26 protein-coding genes are annotated in these 17,898 nt (G+C 60.6%); 20 read left to right on the plus strand and 6 right to left on the minus strand.

Features of this window, described 5'->3' with window-relative positions; translation table 11 throughout:
• Positions 1 to 11: 11 nt before the first annotated feature.
• The 17 genes from rpsC (at position 12) to NW851_RS09790 (ending at position 9,920) form a co-directional block, all read left to right on the plus strand.
• On the plus strand, positions 12 to 761 hold the full coding sequence (gene rpsC, locus NW851_RS09710; RefSeq protein WP_414333283.1) for a 30S ribosomal protein S3: 750 nt from the start codon (positions 12 to 14) through the stop codon (positions 759 to 761).
• Between the two features lie 47 nt (positions 762 to 808).
• Positions 809 to 1,285 carry a 50S ribosomal protein L16 gene (gene rplP / locus NW851_RS09715; protein ID WP_414333281.1) on the plus strand — a complete coding sequence of 159 codons (477 nt, stop codon included), beginning with the start codon at positions 809 to 811 and terminating at the stop codon, positions 1,283 to 1,285.
• Between the two features lie 16 nt (positions 1,286 to 1,301).
• A complete protein-coding gene (rpmC, locus tag NW851_RS09720) occupies positions 1,302 to 1,538 on the plus strand; it encodes a 50S ribosomal protein L29 (protein WP_414333279.1) in 237 nt (78 codons plus the stop codon).
• The gene (gene rpsQ, locus NW851_RS09725; RefSeq protein WP_414333277.1) at positions 1,538 to 1,789 is read left to right on the plus strand and encodes a 30S ribosomal protein S17; all 252 of its coding nucleotides are present in this window, start codon (positions 1,538 to 1,540) and stop codon (positions 1,787 to 1,789) included. The genes rpmC and rpsQ overlap by 1 nt, the downstream gene beginning before the upstream one ends.
• Positions 1,786 to 2,154, plus strand: coding sequence for a 50S ribosomal protein L14 (gene rplN / locus NW851_RS09730; RefSeq protein WP_011434162.1), 369 nt, complete (start codon positions 1,786 to 1,788; stop codon positions 2,152 to 2,154). Before rpsQ ends, rplN begins: the two co-directional genes overlap by 4 nt.
• Complete coding sequence (rplX, locus tag NW851_RS09735) at positions 2,155 to 2,553, plus strand: 50S ribosomal protein L24 (protein ID WP_414333276.1); 399 nt, start codon at positions 2,155 to 2,157, stop codon at positions 2,551 to 2,553. It begins immediately after the preceding gene.
• Between the two features lie 59 nt (positions 2,554 to 2,612).
• Positions 2,613 to 3,155, plus strand: coding sequence for a 50S ribosomal protein L5 (gene rplE, locus NW851_RS09740; RefSeq protein ID WP_414333275.1), 543 nt, complete (start codon positions 2,613 to 2,615; stop codon positions 3,153 to 3,155).
• A 54-nt stretch (positions 3,156 to 3,209) separates the two neighbouring features.
• Entirely contained in the window at positions 3,210 to 3,620 is a 411-nt protein-coding gene (gene rpsH / locus NW851_RS09745) for a 30S ribosomal protein S8 (RefSeq protein ID WP_414333273.1), read from the plus strand.
• 32 nt (positions 3,621 to 3,652) lie between these two features.
• On the plus strand, positions 3,653 to 4,198 hold the full coding sequence (gene rplF, locus NW851_RS09750; protein WP_414333271.1) for a 50S ribosomal protein L6: 546 nt from the start codon (positions 3,653 to 3,655) through the stop codon (positions 4,196 to 4,198).
• 7 nt (positions 4,199 to 4,205) lie between these two features.
• The gene (rplR, locus tag NW851_RS09755) at positions 4,206 to 4,574 is read left to right on the plus strand and encodes a 50S ribosomal protein L18 (RefSeq protein ID WP_414333269.1); all 369 of its coding nucleotides are present in this window, start codon (positions 4,206 to 4,208) and stop codon (positions 4,572 to 4,574) included.
• An 18-nt stretch (positions 4,575 to 4,592) separates the two neighbouring features.
• On the plus strand, positions 4,593 to 5,129 hold the full coding sequence (gene rpsE / locus NW851_RS09760; protein WP_414333268.1) for a 30S ribosomal protein S5: 537 nt from the start codon (positions 4,593 to 4,595) through the stop codon (positions 5,127 to 5,129).
• Between the two features lie 35 nt (positions 5,130 to 5,164).
• On the plus strand, positions 5,165 to 5,632 hold the full coding sequence (gene rplO, locus NW851_RS09765) for a 50S ribosomal protein L15 (protein WP_414333266.1): 468 nt from the start codon (positions 5,165 to 5,167) through the stop codon (positions 5,630 to 5,632).
• Positions 5,633 to 5,737: 105 nt separating this feature from the next.
• Positions 5,738 to 7,036, plus strand: coding sequence for a preprotein translocase subunit SecY (secY, locus tag NW851_RS09770; RefSeq protein WP_414333264.1), 1,299 nt, complete (start codon positions 5,738 to 5,740; stop codon positions 7,034 to 7,036).
• The gene (locus NW851_RS09775) at positions 7,036 to 7,617 is read left to right on the plus strand and encodes an adenylate kinase (RefSeq protein WP_414333263.1); all 582 of its coding nucleotides are present in this window, start codon (positions 7,036 to 7,038) and stop codon (positions 7,615 to 7,617) included. Before secY ends, NW851_RS09775 begins: the two co-directional genes overlap by 1 nt.
• A gap of 32 nt (positions 7,618 to 7,649) precedes the next feature.
• Positions 7,650 to 8,423 carry a type I methionyl aminopeptidase gene (map, locus tag NW851_RS09780; RefSeq protein WP_414338184.1) on the plus strand — a complete coding sequence of 258 codons (774 nt, stop codon included), beginning with the start codon at positions 7,650 to 7,652 and terminating at the stop codon, positions 8,421 to 8,423.
• Between the two features lie 267 nt (positions 8,424 to 8,690).
• Positions 8,691 to 8,915: a translation initiation factor IF-1 gene (infA, locus tag NW851_RS09785; protein ID WP_011434173.1), complete on the plus strand. Its 225-nt coding sequence runs from the start codon at positions 8,691 to 8,693 to the stop codon at positions 8,913 to 8,915.
• A 24-nt stretch (positions 8,916 to 8,939) separates the two neighbouring features.
• On the plus strand, positions 8,940 to 9,920 hold the full coding sequence (locus tag NW851_RS09790; protein WP_414333261.1) for an alpha/beta fold hydrolase: 981 nt from the start codon (positions 8,940 to 8,942) through the stop codon (positions 9,918 to 9,920).
• 51 nt (positions 9,921 to 9,971) lie between these two features.
• On the opposite strand, the gene NW851_RS09795 is transcribed toward NW851_RS09790, so the two are convergent.
• The 4 genes from NW851_RS09795 to NW851_RS09810 form a co-directional block, all read right to left on the minus strand.
• Positions 9,972 to 10,832 carry a PRC-barrel domain-containing protein gene (locus NW851_RS09795; RefSeq protein ID WP_414338128.1) on the minus strand — a complete coding sequence of 287 codons (861 nt, stop codon included), beginning with the start codon at positions 10,830 to 10,832 and terminating at the stop codon, positions 9,972 to 9,974.
• Positions 10,833 to 10,936: 104 nt separating this feature from the next.
• Positions 10,937 to 12,073 carry a glycosyltransferase family 4 protein gene (locus NW851_RS09800; protein ID WP_414333257.1) on the minus strand — a complete coding sequence of 379 codons (1,137 nt, stop codon included), beginning with the start codon at positions 12,071 to 12,073 and terminating at the stop codon, positions 10,937 to 10,939.
• Positions 12,074 to 12,144: 71 nt separating this feature from the next.
• The gene (locus NW851_RS09805; RefSeq protein WP_414333255.1) at positions 12,145 to 12,588 is read right to left on the minus strand and encodes a ubiquinol-cytochrome c reductase iron-sulfur subunit; all 444 of its coding nucleotides are present in this window, start codon (positions 12,586 to 12,588) and stop codon (positions 12,145 to 12,147) included.
• A 174-nt stretch (positions 12,589 to 12,762) separates the two neighbouring features.
• Positions 12,763 to 13,893 carry an AI-2E family transporter gene (locus NW851_RS09810; protein WP_414333253.1) on the minus strand — a complete coding sequence of 377 codons (1,131 nt, stop codon included), beginning with the start codon at positions 13,891 to 13,893 and terminating at the stop codon, positions 12,763 to 12,765.
• 77 nt (positions 13,894 to 13,970) lie between these two features.
• On the opposite strand from NW851_RS09810, the gene xseA reads away from it, so the two are divergent.
• The 3 genes from xseA (at position 13,971) to folD (ending at position 16,488) form a co-directional block, all read left to right on the plus strand.
• The gene (gene xseA / locus NW851_RS09815) at positions 13,971 to 15,257 is read left to right on the plus strand and encodes an exodeoxyribonuclease VII large subunit (RefSeq protein ID WP_414338131.1); all 1,287 of its coding nucleotides are present in this window, start codon (positions 13,971 to 13,973) and stop codon (positions 15,255 to 15,257) included.
• Positions 15,238 to 15,474: an exodeoxyribonuclease VII small subunit gene (gene xseB, locus NW851_RS09820; protein WP_414333250.1), complete on the plus strand. Its 237-nt coding sequence runs from the start codon at positions 15,238 to 15,240 to the stop codon at positions 15,472 to 15,474. The genes xseA and xseB overlap by 20 nt, the downstream gene beginning before the upstream one ends.
• A gap of 144 nt (positions 15,475 to 15,618) precedes the next feature.
• A complete protein-coding gene (gene folD, locus NW851_RS09825) occupies positions 15,619 to 16,488 on the plus strand; it encodes a bifunctional methylenetetrahydrofolate dehydrogenase/methenyltetrahydrofolate cyclohydrolase FolD (RefSeq protein WP_414333248.1) in 870 nt (289 codons plus the stop codon).
• A 13-nt stretch (positions 16,489 to 16,501) separates the two neighbouring features.
• On the opposite strand, the gene NW851_RS09830 is transcribed toward folD, so the two are convergent.
• A complete protein-coding gene (locus tag NW851_RS09830; protein WP_414333247.1) occupies positions 16,502 to 17,086 on the minus strand; it encodes a hypothetical protein in 585 nt (194 codons plus the stop codon).
• Between the two features lie 201 nt (positions 17,087 to 17,287).
• Positions 17,288 to 17,893, minus strand: coding sequence for an Npun_F5749 family FMN-dependent PPOX-type flavoprotein (locus NW851_RS09835; protein WP_414338134.1), 606 nt, complete (start codon positions 17,891 to 17,893; stop codon positions 17,288 to 17,290).
• Positions 17,894 to 17,898 lie beyond the last annotated feature (5 nt).

Here is a 17,898-nt window from a genome sequence, read left to right on the forward strand (position 1 = left end):
CCGACAACACCATGGGACAGAAGATCCACCCCACCGGTTTCCGCCTCGGCGTGATCAAAGAACATCGCAGCCGCTGGTTTGCCGATCCGGCCCGCTACCCGGCCTTGTTGCAGGAGGACGATCAGATCCGCGCCTACCTGACCAAGCAGTTGAGCAGTGCCGGCCTGGCCGACATCCAGATTGAGCGTAAGGCGGATCAAATTGACCTCGAGATCCGCGCTGCTCGCCCTGGGGTGGTGGTGGGTCGGGGAGGATCTGGCTTAGAGACTTTGCGCCAAGGCCTACAAAAAGAGCTGAGCTCACGAGGTGGCGGCGAACGAACCATCCGCATCAACGTTGTGGAAGTTACCCGTGCCGATGCCGAAGCAGCTTTGCTGGCGGAAAGTATTGCCCAACAGCTGGAACGGCGGATTGCTTTTCGCCGCATCGTGCGCCAGGTCATCCAGCGGGCGCAGCGGGCCGGTGTACAAGGGATCAAAATCCAAATTGCCGGTCGCCTCAACGGGGCCGAGATCGCCCGCACCGAATGGACGCGGGAGGGGCGGATCCCTTTGCACACCCTGCGGGCCGACATCGACTACGCCGAGCACCTCGCCCGCACCACCTTCGGCATCATCGGGGTCAAAGTTTGGGTCTTTAAAGGAGAAGTTCTGCCCGGGCAGGAACGTCCCGAACAAAAGGTTCCCCTGCAACAGCCCAAACGCCGGCAGCAGCGGCGGCGGCCCACCTTTGAAGATCGCTCGGCAACAGCAGAGACTTGAGCGTCGGCTAGGGATCCCATCGGTTCGCCAATGATTGAGGAACGGCTATGTTAAGCCCCAAACGCACCAAATACCGTAAGCAACAGCGCGGGCGCATGAAAGGCAAAGCGACCCGCGGCAACCGCATCAACTTTGGGGAATACGGCCTTGTGGCCCTAGAACCCGCCTGGATTACGGCTCGGCAGATCGAAGCCAGCCGTCGGGCCATGACGCGCTACGTCCGGCGAGGCGGCCAAATCTGGATCCGCATCTTTCCCGACAAGCCTGTTACCCAACGGCCTGCCGAAACCCGCATGGGATCCGGCAAAGGCAACCCCGAGTATTGGGTTTGCGTCGTCAAGCCAGGCCGCATCCTCTTTGAGATGGGAGGAGTGCCTGAAGCCACGGCTCGAGAGGCCATGCGCCTGGCCGCCCAAAAGCTGCCGATCAAAGTCAAGTTTGTAACCAAAGCCGACTTTGAGAAGCCGGAACCTGCCCAGGAAGCAGTTCCGGAAACCCCAGAACCGGTAGCTAGCCCTACCTGAGGGAGGAGAGTCAACCATGCCCATGCCCAAAATTGCCGATGCCCGTGCCCTATCGGACGAGGAACTGAGCCAGGAGATCTACGCCGTCAAAAAAGAGCTGTTCGAGCTGCGTTTGCAGCAGGCCACGCGGCAGTTGAACCAGCCCCACCTCATTCGCCTGCGCAAACACAAGCTGGCTCAACTGCTGACCGTTGAATCCGAGCGCAAACGCGGCAAGTTCTTGCCCTCAACTCAGACCCAGAAGGAGGAGTAATGCCTGCTCGCGAAAAGATCGGCGTTGTTGTCAGCAACAAGATGCAAAAGACGGTGGTTGTTGCCGTGGAAAACCGGGTTGCCCACCCCAAATACGGCAAAATCGTCGTCAAAACCAAAAAGTTTAAAGCCCACGACGAGGAGAACCGCTGCCAAGAAGGGGATCTGGTGCGCATCACCGAAACCCGTCCCCTCAGCCGCACCAAGCGTTGGCAAGTGGCCGAAATCTTACGGGAGGTGAAGAAACTATGATTCAGCAGCAAACCATGCTGACGGTTGCCGATAACACCGGCGCCCGCAAGATGATGTGTATTCGCGTGTTGGGCAGCAGTGGCCGCCGCTACGCCAGCTTGGGCGATGTGATTATCGGCGTCGTCAAAGATGCCCTGCCCAACATGCCCGTCAAAAAATCTGACGTCGTCAAGGCCGTGGTCATCCGCACCGTCGATACCGTACGTCGCCCTGACGGCATGTGCATCCGCTTCGACGACAACGCCGCCGTGATCATCAACAACGACGGTAACCCCCGTGGGACTCGTGTTTTCGGCCCTGTGGCTCGCGAGCTGCGGGAGAAAAACTTCACCAAGATCATCTCCCTTGCTCCGGAGGTACTCTAGATGGCCCGCCCCCTCAAGCCCAGCCAAATTCGGCGCTTAATCCGGCAACCCGGCATTCGCAAGCACCGCAACAGCCTGCGCTACAAAATGCGCATCAAGCAGGGGGATACCGTGCAGGTGATCTCCGGCGATGACAAAGGCAAAATCGGCGAGGTGCTGCGGGTTTTTCCCGAGCGCAACATGGTTGTGGTGGAAGGAGTCAACATCGTCACCTACCACCGCAAGCCGCAGCGAGAAGGGGAAAGTGGCCGAATTGAGACCAAAGAAGCCCCGATCCACGCCTGCAAGGTGATGCTCTATTCCAAGAAGCAGGAGGTGGCCAGCCGCATCCGCTATCAAATCACCGCCGATGGCCGCAAAGTCCGTGTCCTCAAGAAAACAGGCGAGATCCTCGACTAAGTGTCCCTTGAAGTTGACTAGGGCTCTGACCCAGCCCAGAGCCAAAAGGAGAAGCCACCATGCCGCAACGCCTGCAAATCCACTACAACACTGTCATCGTCCCCAAGCTACAAAAAGAGTTGGGCTACACCAACATCCATCAGGTGCCCCGCCTGGAGAAGATCGTCATCAACCGCGGCTTAGGGGAAGCCTCCCAAAATGCCAAAGCTCTGGAGTCCTCCATTGCCGAGATCAGCGCCATCACCGGCCAGCGTCCGGTGATCACCCGCGCCAGAAAGGCCATCGCCAGCTTCAAAATCCGCAAGGGCATGCCGGTTGGCCTGATGGTAACCCTAAGGCGGGAGCGCATGTATGCATTTTTGGATCGCTTGATCAATGTTGCCCTGCCCCGTATCCGCGACTTCCGCGGCATCAGCCCCAAAGCCTTCGACGGACGCGGCAACTACACCCTTGGCATTCGTGAACAACTGATCTTTCCGGAAATTAACTACGACTCTGTAGATCAGCTGCGAGGTATGGATATCTCCATCGTGACCACTGCTAAAACCGATGAAGAAGGCCGTGCCCTGCTCAAGGCGTTTGGCATGCCCTTTGCTTCTTAGGTTTGCCTATCCTGAGTTTTCTTGATCGATCTTCCGAGGAGCACTGACCCACCGATGGCCCACACCAACGACACGATCGCCGACATGCTCACCCGCATTCGCAATGCCACCCTGGCTCGGCACGAGTCGGTGGCAGTTCCGGCCACGCGCATGACCCGCAGCATCGCTCGCGTTCTTCATGAAGAAGGGTTCGTCAGCGAATGGAAAGAGGAAGGAGAAGGGATCCAAGCCCGCGTGGTGTTGCGGTTGAAGTATAAAGGCAAAGGGCGCAACTGCAGGCCCATCATCAACGGCTTAAAGCGAGTGAGCCGGCCGGGCCTGCGGGTTTACCGCAGCCACAAAGAGCTGCCCCGCGTATTGGGCGGAATTGGGATTGCCATCATCTCTACTTCCAACGGCATCATGACCGATCGGGAGGCTCGCAAACAGGGCATTGGTGGCGAAGTACTCTGTTTTGTCTACTAGGTTCTCAGTTTTCTCTTGTCAGGAGTTTTCCCATGTCTCGCATCGGTAGACGCCCCATCGCCCTTCCTGCCAAGGTGGAGATCCAGATCGACGGCCAGCACATTGCGGTGAAAGGCCCGAAAGGACAACTGTCCCGCAGTTTGCCTCCCCTGATCACCGTCCGGCAAGACGCTCAGATGCTCACGGTCAGCCGGCTCAACGATTCCCGTCCCGCCCGCCAACTGCACGGCCTCTGCCGCACCCTGGTGGCCAACATGGTAGATGGGGTATCGAAGGGATTTGAGCGGCGGCTGGAGCTGGTAGGTGTCGGTTACCGCGCTTCCACCCAAGGCAGCAAGTTAATCCTGAACGTCGGCTACAGCCACCCGGTGGAGATCCCCTTTCCCCCCGGCATCCAAATGGCCGTTGAAGGAAACAACATCGTTGTCGTCTCAGGTATGGATAAAGAACTGGTGGGCAACACTGCCGCCCGCATTCGGGCCGTCCGGCCCCCAGAGCCCTACAAGGGAAAAGGGATCCGTTATCTGGGAGAACAAGTTCGCCGTAAGGCAGGTAAATCGGGCAAAGCCAAGAAGTAAATAGCCTATGAAAACCAACCGCAAAATCACCACCCAACGTCGCCATCGCCGCATTCGCCGCAAGGTCTTTGGCACTGCCGAGCGGCCTCGCCTGGCTGTGTTTCGCTCCCATCGACACATCTACGCCCAGGTGATCGACGATGTAGCTCAGCATACCCTAACCTCTGCCTCCACCCTGGACACGGAGCTGCGCGAAAAATTTAAAGAGACCGGGACGGCCACCCAAGAGGCGGCTGCCTTGGTGGGCCGCTCAGTTGCCGAGCGGGCCTTGCAAATGGGTATTTCTCGCGTGGTTTTCGATCGGGGGGGCAAGCTTTATCACGGGCGCGTTCAAGCGCTGGCAGAGGCTGCCCGAGAGGCGGGGTTACAGTTCTAGCTACTGAGGAAAAGGCACATGGCTGAGCAGAGAGAACGTCGCAGAAGCAAAAAAAGCCGCGAAGAGCAACCCACCGAGTGGCAAGAACGGGTTATCCAGATTCGGCGCGTCACCAAGGTGGTCAAGGGCGGCAAAAAACTGAGCTTTCGCGCGGTGGTGGTGGTCGGCAACGAGCGCGGCCAAGTTGGAGTCGGCGTGGGCAAAGCCAACGACGTGATCGGGGCCGTGCGCAAGGGAGTGGTGGACGGCAAAAAGCACCTCATTGAAGTTCCCCTCACCAAAGGATTGTCCGTCCCCCATCCCATGCGGGGGGCAGGTGGCGGTGCCGCCGTCTTGGTGATGCCAGCAGCTCCCGGCACAGGCGTCATCGCCGGGGGAGCGGTGCGCACCGTTCTGGAGTTGGCAGGTGTACGCAACAGCTTGGCCAAGCAACTGGGATCCAGCAACCCCCTCAACAATGCCCGTGCCACCATTGATGCGCTGCGGCGGATGCGAACCTTTGAACAGGTGGCTCAAGATCGAGATATCGATGTGCGCCGCCTATTCAGCAAGTGATGAACCCATGATATAGAGCAAGGGAGCTGGAAGCCATGCGACTGGAAGACATTCGACCTCAAGCAGGTTCGAGGCGGCGGCGGCGGCGCCTGGGCCGTGGCGTTGCTGCCGGGCAGGGAGCCTCCTGTGGCAAGGGGATGCGAGGGCAGAAGGCCCGCAAGGGAGGCAGCACGCGACCCGGCTTTGAAGGCGGCCAGACCCCTCTTTATCGGCGTTTGCCCAAGCTTAAACATTTCCCCCGCTACACCCGGCGTCTGGAGTACACGCTGATCAACCTGCGCGCCTTGACAGAGCTGCCTGCCGGCAGCGAGGTTAGCCTGGAAAGTCTGATGGAACGGGGGATCGTGACCACCAACGATGGCCCGCTGAAGATCTTGGGAGATGGGGAAATCGGCGTGCCCCTGACGATCAGGGCGGCTGCCATCACCCCCTCAGCCCAAGCCAAGATCGAGGCAGCCGGCGGCCGGGTCGAGCTTGTGGGATCCCAAGCCGCCGGCTCCTAGATGGGCCGAGGTTGGCAGCATTTCATTTTGCCGACTTCCCCAGCGGAAGCGTAGAGTGGTAAGTAGCTCACCTGGCCCTTTGCTCCTGCGAGGTTTTCTTTACCTATGGCTGACACACGAGGCTCTGCTCCCTCCGCCCAAGAGACCTTCATGCAGATGGCGATGGCCTCTGGCCTGCGCAGCCGTCTGTTGCTGACCCTAGGACTGTTGTTGTTGGTGCGGCTGGGCATCTACATTCCGATCCCCAGCATTGACCGGGCCCGCTTTGCCGCCGAGGCCGCCAACAGCCCAGTGTTCGGCTTTCTGGATATCTTCTCCGGAGGCGGTATCTCTGCCCTCGGGATCTTCGCCCTTGGGATCCTGCCCTTCATCAACGCTTCCATCATCATGCAACTGCTGGTCTCGGCCATTCCGGCCCTGGAGAACCTGCAGAAAAACGAGGGAGAACAGGGGCGGCGACAGATTTCTCAGTACACCCGCTACGTTACTTTGATTTGGGCCATCATCCAGGGCATCGGCATCTCCTTCTGGGTGCGGGAGTTTGCCAACACCACCAATGAGCTGGCCTTTATGGCCTCCACCACCTTGGCTCTGGCGGCGGGATCCATGTTCGTCATGTGGTTGGGGGAAATGATCACGGAAAAGGGGGTGGGCAGTGGCCCGTCGCTGCTGATCTTTGTCAACATCGTGGCCACGCTGCCCCGCGCCCTGGGCCAGACCATCAGCTTGGCCCGCGCCGATAGCAGCACCATCGGCGGCATCTTGCTGTTGACGGCTATCTTTTTGGCCACCATTGTCGGTATTGTCTTTGTCCAAGAGGGCAGCCGCAAGATCCCGATCGTCTACGCCAAGCGCCAGGTGGGCAACAAACTATTCCGCGAGCAGAAGAGCTACCTGCCCCTGCGGCTAAACCAAGGGGGGGTGATGCCGATCATCTTCGCCTACTCGGTGATGTCTCTGCCCTTGGCTTTGGCTCAGTACACCCAGAACCTAACGTTGGTGCAGGTGGCCAACTTTTTATCTCCCACCTCCTGGTTTTACATTCCCTTCTATTTCGTGCTGATCCTTTTCTTCAGCTACTTCTATGCTTCCTTGATCATCAACCCGGTGGATCTGGCGCAAAACTTGAAGAAGATGGGGGCCAGTATTCCAGGGGTGCGACCGGGCAAGGCTACGGCTGAATACATCGAAGGGATCCTCAACCGGCTGACGCTGCTGGGAGCCCTATTCTTGTGTGCGGTGGCCATCATCCCGACGACGGTGGAGCGGGCGACCGGCATCACCACTTTCCAAGGTTTGGGGGCGACTTCGCTGCTGATTTTGGTGGGGGTGGCGATCGAGACCTCCAAACAAATCCAGACCTATGTCATCTCACAACGCTACGAAGGGATGGTCAAGCAGTAGTGCCGAGGTTGATCTTTTTGGGGCCGCCGGGGGCGGGCAAGGGTACACAGGCGGAGCGGCTGGCGGCCATCTACCACACGCCCAAAATTTCCACAGGCGATCTGCTGCGGGCAGAGGTGAAGGCCCAGACCCCGCTGGGATGCCAGGCCAAAGTATACATGGACGCGGGAGAGCTGGTGCCCGATGAGGTGTTGATCGGGATGGTCAGAGGCCAGTTGCAGCAGTCTCCAGAGCAGGGTTGGATCCTGGACGGATTTCCTCGCACCCTAGCCCAGGCGGAAGCCCTGGAAGAGCTGCTGCGCGAGCTGGGGCAAGATTACGACTGCGTCCTCAACTTGGATGTGCCGGACGAAGTGGTGGTGGCCCGTCTGTTGGCCCGGGGCAAGGAACAGGGGCGCAGCGATGATGCGGATCCCTCGGTGATTCTCAAGCGTTTGGAGGTCTATCGGCAGCAGACGGCTCCCCTGATCGATTTTTATGCGGCCAAGGGGCGCTTGCAGCGAGTCAACGGCAACCAGCCGATGGAATCCGTACAAGAACATCTGCAGGCTCTTTTGGACGGCTTCAGGAGGACAGCGTGATCAGACCAGGAGCTGAGAAGCAGCGGCGGGGCATGCAGCTCATCGAGATCAAATCTCGCCGCGAAGTGGAAAAAATGCGGCGGGCCGGGCGGGTGGTGGCCCAAGTGTTGCAGGAGATCGCCGAGCGCTTAGAGCCGGGCTGGACGACGGCAGATATCGATGCCTACGCCGAGCGACGGGTGGCCGAACTGAACGCTCTGCCCAGCTTCAAAGGCTACTACGGCTTCCCGGCCTGCGTCTGTGTCAGCATTAACCACGAGGTGGTGCACGGGATCCCCAGTCCCCGCAAAGTGGTGCAGCCGGGAGATGTGGTCAAGGTGGATTTCGGCGCCGTTGTGGAGGGCTGGCATGCGGATTCTTGCCTCAGCATCGGCCTAGAACCCCTGAGCGATGCAGCCCGGGATCTGATCGATACTGCGGCCAAAGCCTTGCAGACGGGCATCGACCAGGTGCGCCACGGCGTCTGGCTGCAGGATGTTTCGGGTGCCATTGAAGATTACATCGAGGGGCGGGGCTATTCTGTGGTGAAGCAGTATGTCGGTCACGGGGTGGGGCGCAACCTGCACGAAGAGCCGCAATTCCCCAACTATCGCACCCGCGATCTGCCCAATCCCAAGCTGCGCTCCGGCATGACCGTGGCCATTGAGCCCATGGTGAATGCAGGAGGAGAGGCCACCCGAGTGTTGTCGGATGGGTGGACGGTGGTTACGGTGGATGGCGCTTGGTCGGCTCAGTTCGAGCACACGGTCTTGGTCACCGAATCGGGAGCAGAGATTTTGACCGATCGCACGTCTTTTCAGTCCTAAACTAACCAACCCCGATACGGAGCGGGCTTTGGGTAGCCCTGCAGTTGGCAAGCCAACAGCCCGGGCCCCCTCTCTCCCCGTATAGGGGGGGAGGGGTCGAGACGGTATAGGGACGGGCTCCTGCGGTTTCTAGCTGAAGGATCCCCTAGTGAAGGACTGCAACAGCTAGGATAGAAGAGGTGGAGTATTTTTTCACTTCTTAACAGCGCGTGTCGTCGCGGCTGTGAGGAGTGCGTTGCTCACTGTGTCGTTTTTTGGGAGGTCTCCTTGTCTAAGGAAGATGCCATTGAAATGGAAGGGGTCGTCACAGAGTCCCTGCCCAACGCCATGTTCCGGGTGGATCTGGATAACGGCTTCAACGTGCTCGCTCATATCTCCGGCAAGATTCGCCGTAACTACATCAAGATCCTGCCCGGAGATCGGGTCAAGGTGGAGCTCAGCCCTTATGACCTCAACAAAGGGCGCATCACCTACCGCCTCAAGAAAAAGTAGGATCCCCGGCGGGGGTTGCTGCTCATGAAGGAGCTGAGCCAAGTTTTCAAGACCGGTCTTTGGGTTGCAGCCGGCGGGGTGGGCGCCCTGGCCGTTCTCAACGCCTGGATTGCTTCTCGCACCCAGCCTTTGCCCAGCCTGTTGCCGGGAGAGGAGAGGCACCACTTTTGGCGGGGCCATCGCCTGTTTTACAAAGTGGCGGGATCCGGCCAGCCCTTGTTGCTGCTGCACGGCATCGGGGCCGGCTCTTCCAGCTACGAGTTCCGCGCCATCATGGCGGAGCTGAGCCAGCACTATCAGGTTTATGCTTTGGATTGGTTGGGTTGGGGCAACTCGGAGCGCCCCGATCTGGAGTACACCGGTTATCTCTACGCCGAGCTGATCGGGGATTTTGTTCGGCAGGTGATCGGGCGGCCCTGCCACGCCATCGCCAATTCCCTCTCGGCAGGATTTGTGCTGCGCTCGGCCCGGCTGCAACCTCAGCAGTGGCAGAAGCTGCTGCTCATCGCCCCCCTGGGAGACAACAGCCTTATCCCCCCGGCGCTGGGGATCCCTTTGGCCGAGGCCCTCTACGGCTTCCTCAGCCTGCCTGTGTTGGGATTAGCCTTTTACAACGGCATCACCGCCCCCTGGAATATACGTCTGTTTACGGAGCAGAGCCTGTTCTCGCCGGGGTATGCTCTGGAGGAGGCGGTGGTGGATTACTACTATCAGGCGGCTCACCAGGCGGGGGCCCAATTTGCTCCCCGTTCTTTTTTGACCGGCAAACTCAATTTGCCCATTCAAGACGACTTTCGCGTTGTGGCCAAACCCATGGCTTTGGTTTGGGGGGAACAGAACCGCCTTACCGGCCTTGAGCAGGTGGAGCGGTATCGCGCTCTGCGGCCAGAGGTGCCGGTTTACCGATTGCCGGGAGCTGCTTTCCCCCACATCGAAGCGCCGCAAGCTTTTTTATCGGTGGCTTTGCGCTTTTTAGCCGAGGCCGATCCTGCCCTGCCGGGATAGACCTCAACGCCCCAGGCGTCGCATCCGTTGGGGATGGGATACGCTCCGCCATCAGGTGGGCTCGCCGGACTTGTCTTCCCAGGGGTCGATATCCGTGGGCGTAGAGGGGGGAGGAGTGGGCTCGGGAGGAGAAGGAGGAGCTTCCTCTTTGGCGTACTCTTGCTCCCATTCCGGTTGTTCAGAGACAGGAGGCGGCTCGGGCCGACGGGGAGGCGTCGCCTCGCTCTGAGGTTCCGGCTCTGCTTCGGCGTAGGGGTCTTCTTCTGCGCCCTCCTCGTACTCCTCCTCGTATTCTTCTTCGTAGTCTTCCTCAACAGCGGAACCCTCGACCGCACTGGGCAGGGCAGGGGCAGGACTGACTCCGGATTCCCAAGGAGGCTTGCCGAGTCCCAGGGTTTCCAAGATTCCCTTGGCCAGTTGGGTCAGGCGGGTTTCGGCGCCATCGGCAACAATGAGGCGCTCGCCGCCAACCGAGACGATCTCATCAGCCGGAAGCAAATAGGTGCTGAGGATAAAGCCGGGCAAAAAGGTGAGGCCAAGGTTGGAGAGGATTAAACCCGTGATCAGGCCGGAGACGGAGTTAAATTGAAAATCTTTGACCTTGCCGAGGCGGATCCCTTCTTCCGTAACCACCTCGCTGCCAACCACCCGGCTCAGGCCTTCCAAATCCAAGTCGTCGAAAACCTCATCGTTGGGGACGAGGATGGCATCCTGGCCCAAGGCCGTCACTTGCCGCAGCTCCAGCAACCGTGGGGATCCGGCAAAGGCTTTCTCCAGCACCCCCAGCACCAGCACTTGCTTGGCTTCCAGATCTGCCCAAACTTCGCTAACTACTCCGAGCCGGGCCGCATTGACCTGGCTGATCACCTGCGTTCCCAGAACCTGTGACCGCCGACGAACCTCTGATCGCACCAGCGCAACAGATCCTTTCCCAGTCGTCATGGTGGTTTCCCTGTCGTAAGTCAAAATGTTCGCGTCGTTGGGCTGCGCGTCTGGCGCAGATTGCCAGAATCAAGTTAATAGTACCATTGCCTGTCTCCTCCCTCGCGGGCTGCCCAGATGGGATCCCGGCCAATTGCCTCGCTCCAGGCCAAAAACCGCTCCGCCATGGCCTGCAGGGAATAGCGCTGTTCTGCATGGTGTCGGCAGCGGCTGCGGTCGATGCGATCCAAGTTTTCTACAGCCCTGGCCAAGGCCGCCACGTCGTCTGGATCCACCACCCAGCCGGTCTCGCCATCGCTAACAATTTCCGCTGGCCCCCCACGGCGGTAGGTGATCACCGGCACGCCACAAGCCAAAGCCTCCACTGCCACCAGGCCAAAGGCTTCCACCCACTTGGGGGTCATGACCAAGGCGGAGCATTGCCCTAAAATTCGCTGCATTTGCGATGTGGGCAGAAACCCTCGGTAGTCCAGTTGGGCCTGTGGGTACTGTTCCTGGATCTGCTGCCAGTAGCTTGGCTCTTGCAGGTGGCCCAGGAGCACCACCGATCTTCCCGTCTTCTCGGCCAGGGCAGCACAGTCTTCCAGGCCCTTTTCCGGAGCAATGCGGCCAATCCAACACAGGGATCCGTTCCCTTCGGGCACAAAGTCGTAGCGGCTGAGATCAACGCCGCAGGGCAGATAGACAAAGGGATCCCGACCTGCCGCCATCTGGGCGCGGGCAAAGGCAAAGGTCTGGGCTTGGGCTCGCGAGTGCACCGCCAGCCGGCCAGGGTAGGTCTGCGCAATGTGCTCCAAGGCCTGATCGACGGCGTCGCTGAGGGATCCCATGCTGACGATGTGGGCCACCGGGGTGCGGAAAAAATCCGTCAAATAAAACGACAGCCAATCGTAGCTCCAGTTCACAATCAGATCGAACTGGTCTTGCAGTTGGGCAGCCCGCTGCCACAGATTGGCCAGCAGAGAGGGGGTGTGGATCTGAACCGGCTGGTCGCGGCGCTGGCTTTGCGCATAGGTCGGGGGAAGGCCGGTTACCGCCTCGATCACCTCCACCGGCAATGCGTCGATTTGGGATCCCTCGGGGGCCAACACCCGCACCTGGGATCCCATCTGCAGCAAGACACGGGTCAGGTTGGCAAGATTGAGCTCCACGCCGCCGCCAGCCCCCGATCCGAGCGGGCCAACGGGGGTGGAGACAAACAAATAGCGCAAGTAGCAACGCTCCCTGGGTGGCCTCATTGGCTCAGCCCATTACCTGCTTTTGCAGAAAGCTGGCTACCCGCCTAGGATTGGCTTTTGGCTACGAAAATCTCCTCCTTCTCCACCTTAACTTTGTAAGCGGTCAGGTCGGCCTTGGCCGGGCCCCGGGTACGGCTGCCATCGACAGCAAAGGCCGAGCCATGACAAGGGCAGACAAAGTTCTCCCCCCGCCAGTCCACGTCACACCCGGCATGGGGACAAGCGGCATCCAGAGCCAGGAAAGAGTCTTCTTTTTGGGGATCCTTGACCAACCAGAGGGTGGCGGTGTTCTTTCCAAAGGCGTTTTCCACTTTGAAGGGGCCATCTTTGAAATCGGCGAGGTTGGCCACTTTCACAAACTCTGGTTCAGGAGCCTTGGTTTCCCGGGCAAGGGCAAAACGGCGCCGGGCCAAGGCCGGTAACAAACCCGCCAGCGAGCCGAAACCGAGAGCCAACCAGCGAAGAAAACCGCGACGATTGTTGTACATGGCTATGTGTCCCTAAATATCTGCCAAATGTCGGTCGTGGGCCAGCAACAGCCTGCCCCGCAAGGGATCCCAATGCAAGTGCTGCCCTTAATATTTTGTTACGCCAAGACAGTTTCGGCCAGAGCTGAGCCCCATTTTTTCTGGCCAAAGTCCGCAGCAGGCATCTGGGTTGCTTCAATCTGTTGGCGCCGATTGCGGTAGCGAGGCGGAGTCCGGCAGATGGGTGGAGCTCTGGTCTGCCCTGCTCTCTAATCTGAGCAAGGGGAGCGTCCGGGATCCCTGCCAAGGATCCAACACATCCCGAATCAGCACCTCTTGGATCCACACCTGCAGGATGGCCGCCAAGGGCACAGCCAAAAACAGGCCCAGCACCCCGAAGAAAAAGGCCGAGGTAATTTGGGCCACCAAAGTCAGAGCCGGCAAAAGCGACACCTGCCGCGACATGACGATGGGGGTGAAGACGCTGCTTTCCAACTGTTGGATGAAGATGTAGAGCCCCAGCACCGCCAGCGATTTCCAGGGGGCATCGGTGAGGGCCACCAGCATGGGGGCGACCACGCTCAAGGTGGGGCCGATGTTGGGGATGAAATTAAACAGTCCCGCCAGCACGGCATTGGCCAAGGTTAAAGGCACGCCCAAAATCCACAGCCCAATGCCGCTCAGCAGCATTACCAGGCTGCTGGTGAAGAGGATCCCCACCAGCCACCCTCGCAGGGCCAGCTCGCAGCGCTTGAGGATGTAGCGGACGCGGGGGCGGTAAAAGGCGGGGAAAACCGAGACAAAGGCGCGGCTGTAGGCCTGGGGATCCACCAACAGCAGGATGGTGAGGATGATGACAAACAACAGATTGAGCAGGGTGGCAAAGAAGGCGGTGAAGGACTGGGAGAAAAAGTCCCGCACCTGGCGCACCAACTCAGTGGCCTGGGGCACGAGGCTATTGGCCAACTCCCGCAGCGTCGGCAGCTCGATATCCGTCGGCAACGAGAGGATGAGGCTCTCAAATAGCCGCTGCGCCTGCACGATCCCGGCGGGCACCCCATCGGTAAACAGCCGCCGCAACTGATCCGCCAGGGGAGGCACTACGATCAGCCCCACCAGAATCGCCCCCACCAGAACCGTCAAGCCGGTGATGAGGAGCGAGGGGCCGCGGCGAAAGCCGTAGCGCTGCGGGATCTGAGCCAGGGTGTCCAAAGCTACTGCCAAGACGATGGCCGCAAACACCAATAGCAGAATCTGCCGGATCTGCCAGAGCAGAACCAACAGGCCCAGCAGCGCTGCCAGCCCCAGCCAATGGGCGAAGGTCACCGCAGCTCACCTCCTCTCTCGTCCTGTCGTCGCCTATTCTAGATGGGATCCCGAGCATTCCCATGGGGAAGCGCCGTATGCGCGATCTGGATCCGCAAGCAATGGCTCTGGCCTTTGATGGCCTCGACTTCGGGACAGAATCCTTTCCTGCCGAGGAAGTCCCTCTCCTCTCGGTGGGGGGAGTGTCCGGCTACTTGAAGTCGCTGCTGGCCGGGGATCCCTACTTGGCCAGGCTGTGGGTGGTTGGAGAAGTCTCCAGTTGCCAGCGCAACCGCAACGGCCACCTGTTTCTGACCCTGGTGGATCCGGAAAGCGGCGACATCCTCAAGGGGGTGATCTGGCGGAGCCAAACTTCCCGGCTCAGCTTCTGGCCAGAAGTGGGTCAACAGGTGCTTGCGCTGGGGCAAATCGGCATCTACAGCGGCGGCAGCTACTACCGCCTTGTTATCTGGCAACTGCTGCCGGCGGGCGAGGGGCTGTTGGCGTGGCGCTTGCAGCAGCTCAAGGCCCGCCTGGCTGCCGAGGGCCTGTTCGACAACCAGCGGCCTCTACCTACCCACCCTCAGTGCATTGCCGTCGTCAGCTCTCCCGACGCCGCCGGCTGGGGCGATATCCGCCGCACCCTCAACCAGCGCTACCCCGGGCTGCGGGTGCTGTTTTCGCCGGCCCAGGTGCAAGGGGAAGCGGCCCCCGCGTCGATCGTGCGGGCCATTCGCCGGGTGGAACAGGATGGGCGGGCGGAAGTGCTGCTGATTGCCCGGGGGGGTGGATCCGGCGAGGATTTGGCTTGCTTTAACGATGAGCGGGTGGTGCGAGCCATTGCCGAGTGCCCTATTCCGGTGGTGACTGGGATCGGCCACCAGCGGGACGAGACCTTGGCGGACTACGCGGCCGACTACGCGGCCCACACCCCCACAGCGGCGGCCGAGCGGATCGTGCCCGATCTGCGGGAATTGCAGCGCCAGGGATCCCAGTTGCGCCAGAAGTTGATCGAACGCACGCTGCAGGCTTTGGAGAGGGCACAGCGGCGCTTCCAGCACACCCAGCGCCATCTCGCCCAAATCCATCCGGAGCGGCTGCTGCAACAGGCGCAGGAGCGCTTGACCCAACGGCAGCAGCGCCTAGTGCAGGCGGTGCGCCACCGCTTTCACCATCACCAACAGCGCCAACAGGCCCTCCAGGAGCACCTGCAAGCCCTCGACCCTACCGCCGTCCTCAGGCGGGGCTATGCCCTGGTGCGGGACGAACGGGGATCCCTGGTTCGCACCCACCACCTACCGCTGCAGACCCGGCTGAGGATACAACTGGCCTCGGGAAGCCTCTGGGCCCGAGTGGAGGAGAGCCATGAGCCGCCGCAAACGTGAGGATCCCTGGCGCTACGAAGCAGCCATCGCCGAAGTGGAAAGTCTGATCGCCCAGATCGAATCGGGAGAGCTGGATCTGGCAGAGGTGGTGGAGCGCTTCCAGCAGGCCGCCCAGACCCTAAAGCGCTGCGCCCAGTTTTTGGAGGAAAAGCGGCAGCAGGTGGAGATCCTCATTGAGGAGTTAGGGCCCGGCGAAGAAGAGTCGCGCGAGTTCTAGAGCCGGGGGGAATGGGGCAGCCCAAAAAACTGGGCAAAGGCCCCAGGTGCCCCTGCTGCTGTTGCTCAACGGCGGCAAGACTTGACGAAGGGGGCGGCGCCCCTGAAGATGGTCAAGTTGTCAAGATCTCTTGGGGCGCCCTCTATGTCCGCCAAGATCTTGGATGGCAAAGCCTTGGCCGCCCGCCTGCAAGCGGAGATGGCCGCCCAAGTGCAAGCTTGGCTGCCGCGGGTGGGGCGTCCGCCGGGATTGGCGGTGCTGCGGGTTGGGGAGGATCCCGCCAGTGCAGCTTACGTGCGCGGCAAAGAGCGGGCCTGTGAGCGGGTGGGCATCGCCTCCTTTGGCCGCCATTTTTCCGCCCAAGACTCCCCCGCCCACCTGCTCGACGCCATCGCCCAACTCAACCAGGACGAGCGCGTCGATGGCATCCTCGTGCAACTGCCCTTACCCCCCGGCTGGGATCCCATCCCGCCCCTTCTGGCCATCGACCCCGACAAAGACGTGGACGGGCTTCACCCCCTCAACCTGGGCCGGCTGCTGCGCGGCGAGCCCGGCCTGCGCAGTTGTACCCCCCTGGGCGTGATGCGCCTGTTGCAAGCGGAAGGGATCCCGATTGCCGGACGAAAGGCGGTGGTGGTCGGTCGCAGCATCCTGGTGGGCAAGCCCCTGAGCCTGATGTTGTTGGCTGCCGATGCCACCGTTACCCTGGCCCATTCCCGCACCCCCGACTTAGCCGAAGTAACCCGCGCCGCCGACATTGTGGTGATGGCCGTCGGTCGCCCCCACTTGCTCAAGGCAGAGATGGTAAAACCGGGAGCCGTGGTCGTCGATGTAGGCATCAACCGTATCCAGGGCCCCGACGGATCTGAGCAATTGGTGGGAGATGTGGATTACGCGGCAGTCAAGGAGTGGGCCGCCGCCATCACGCCCGTGCCGGGTGGTGTGGGACCCATGACGGTAGCGATGCTGCTGGCCAACACCCTAGAGAGCTACAAACTGCGCAGCCACCTGTAGCTTGGAGACTGCCCTAAGGCTGCAGGATCATCGACCAGGAGCCGCTCTCCTCATTCCAAAACGGGGCCAGAGACTCTCCCACCACGTTCGGCCCCCAGTAGCGGCGGGTTCCATCGAGGACAAAAGCCACCACAATGTCTCCGGGGCCGATCTGCAGCGGCTCTTCCCCCAAGCTCAGCACCAATCCTTCGCTACCGCCTTCTCCGGGCGCAAAATCCCAGTGGGCCGTTTCTGGGTTGAGCAGCCGCCCGCCGCTGCGCATCAAGATCACCACCCGCACCGGATGGGGGGTGCGGTTGCCAACACGAAAGGAGCCTGTGCGGGCAGAGGTGGGGCCGGTCTGCGAGGGTGAGGCCGCTTCTGCAAGCAGAACAGGAGCAACATTCCCCTCAACCGAGTCTTCTAGAGCTTCCGGCGTCGGTCTCCCCAGAGTTTGTGCTCTCAACCCCTGCACGGCAACGCTCACCCCAAACAAGGCGGCAGCTAAAAACAGGGATCCCTTGCCTTTCGCAGTCATGTTCACCGACGGCCCGCCGGCAAGAAGAGCGGCAACAGCTTGGGCAATGCGGTCAGGAAATGAGGGGATCAAGGCGAACATCAGATTACCGCAACCAGGAATGCTACATACCAGATGGAGAAAAACCCGAGCGGCCACCCTCACAGCGTCGGTGGGGTGGGCACGGAACAGGACGATTGTTCAGCTACGTTAACACCTTCATTCTCTTAATTCTCTTCAAGATTTCAACATTCTCTCGAAAGGCGCTGCCCCGCGCCAGCTTGAAACCGGCTGGGATCCCTTCTAGGGGTTGACCGCTCGGCATTGCCAGCCTTGCAGCTTGCGCTCGTACACCGTTCGCCGTTGGGGATAGATCGAATCCCCCTTGAGCTGCAGGTGATCGACCTCAGTCGGCTGCAACAGGAGCACCACAAAAGTCGGAGGCGGCCATGAAGCTTTCTCTGGCGGCAACTTTTGAACAAAAGCCTCGGGCGCGGCAAGAGGCCCCTTGGGTTCCGGCCAAAACCAGAGGAGCCGTCCTTTTTCCGAGATCTGTTGCCACAACTGCTGCCGCTGCTGCTGCGCTTCAGGATCCGGATAATCGGCGGTGATGGCCTCCAGAGTGCCGGCAATGCGAAATTGCTCGCGCGTCTTGCTGAAATACCAGCAGATCTGAGCCAGCGGGCAGTGGGCGATCTGGCAAAGCTTCTCGCTGCGGCTGTCCACCGCCAACTGGATGCGGTCGGTGTCCCGCAAAAATCCCCGGAAGACCACCGTGCGGTTACGCGGATGCCCCTGGGGATCCACTGTAGCCAGTTGCAAATAGCGTACACCGGGATCGCTGCGGTTGCGGTGCAGGGCCGCCTGGAGCAACATCCGCCAAGAGGGATCCCTGGCTAACGGGTTCATGGGGG

The organism is Synechococcus sp. H55.7, assembly GCF_047462395.1.
GTDB lineage: Bacteria > Cyanobacteriota > Cyanobacteriia > Thermostichales > Thermostichaceae > Thermostichus.

Bases quoted from the DNA above. Each gene is read 5' to 3' on its own strand.
- rpsC (WP_414333283.1), top strand. From the start codon at position 12: ATGGGACAGAAGATCCACCCCACCGGTTTCCGCCTCGGCGTGATCAAA.
- rplP (WP_414333281.1), top strand. From the start codon at position 809: ATGTTAAGCCCCAAACGCACCAAATACCGTAAGCAACAGCGCGGGCGC.
- rpmC (WP_414333279.1), top strand. From the start codon at position 1,302: ATGCCCATGCCCAAAATTGCCGATGCCCGTGCCCTATCGGACGAGGAA.
- rpsQ (WP_414333277.1), top strand. From the start codon at position 1,538: ATGCCTGCTCGCGAAAAGATCGGCGTTGTTGTCAGCAACAAGATGCAA.
- rplN (WP_011434162.1), top strand. From the start codon at position 1,786: ATGATTCAGCAGCAAACCATGCTGACGGTTGCCGATAACACCGGCGCC.
- rplX (WP_414333276.1), top strand. From the start codon at position 2,155: ATGGCCCGCCCCCTCAAGCCCAGCCAAATTCGGCGCTTAATCCGGCAA.
- rplE (WP_414333275.1), top strand. From the start codon at position 2,613: ATGCCGCAACGCCTGCAAATCCACTACAACACTGTCATCGTCCCCAAG.
- rpsH (WP_414333273.1), top strand. From the start codon at position 3,210: ATGGCCCACACCAACGACACGATCGCCGACATGCTCACCCGCATTCGC.
- rplF (WP_414333271.1), top strand. From the start codon at position 3,653: ATGTCTCGCATCGGTAGACGCCCCATCGCCCTTCCTGCCAAGGTGGAG.
- rplR (WP_414333269.1), top strand. From the start codon at position 4,206: ATGAAAACCAACCGCAAAATCACCACCCAACGTCGCCATCGCCGCATT.
- rpsE (WP_414333268.1), top strand. From the start codon at position 4,593: ATGGCTGAGCAGAGAGAACGTCGCAGAAGCAAAAAAAGCCGCGAAGAG.
- rplO (WP_414333266.1), top strand. From the start codon at position 5,165: ATGCGACTGGAAGACATTCGACCTCAAGCAGGTTCGAGGCGGCGGCGG.
- secY (WP_414333264.1), top strand. From the start codon at position 5,738: ATGGCTGACACACGAGGCTCTGCTCCCTCCGCCCAAGAGACCTTCATG.
- map (WP_414338184.1), top strand. From the start codon at position 7,650: ATGCAGCTCATCGAGATCAAATCTCGCCGCGAAGTGGAAAAAATGCGG.
- NW851_RS09790 (WP_414333261.1), top strand. From the start codon at position 8,940: ATGAAGGAGCTGAGCCAAGTTTTCAAGACCGGTCTTTGGGTTGCAGCC.
- NW851_RS09805 (WP_414333255.1), bottom strand. From the start codon at position 12,588: ATGTACAACAATCGTCGCGGTTTTCTTCGCTGGTTGGCTCTCGGTTTC.
- xseA (WP_414338131.1), top strand. From the start codon at position 13,971: ATGCGCGATCTGGATCCGCAAGCAATGGCTCTGGCCTTTGATGGCCTC.
- xseB (WP_414333250.1), top strand. From the start codon at position 15,238: ATGAGCCGCCGCAAACGTGAGGATCCCTGGCGCTACGAAGCAGCCATC.
- folD (WP_414333248.1), top strand. From the start codon at position 15,619: ATGTCCGCCAAGATCTTGGATGGCAAAGCCTTGGCCGCCCGCCTGCAA.
- NW851_RS09830 (WP_414333247.1), bottom strand. From the start codon at position 17,086: ATGTTCGCCTTGATCCCCTCATTTCCTGACCGCATTGCCCAAGCTGTT.
- NW851_RS09835 (WP_414338134.1), bottom strand. From the start codon at position 17,893: ATGAACCCGTTAGCCAGGGATCCCTCTTGGCGGATGTTGCTCCAGGCG.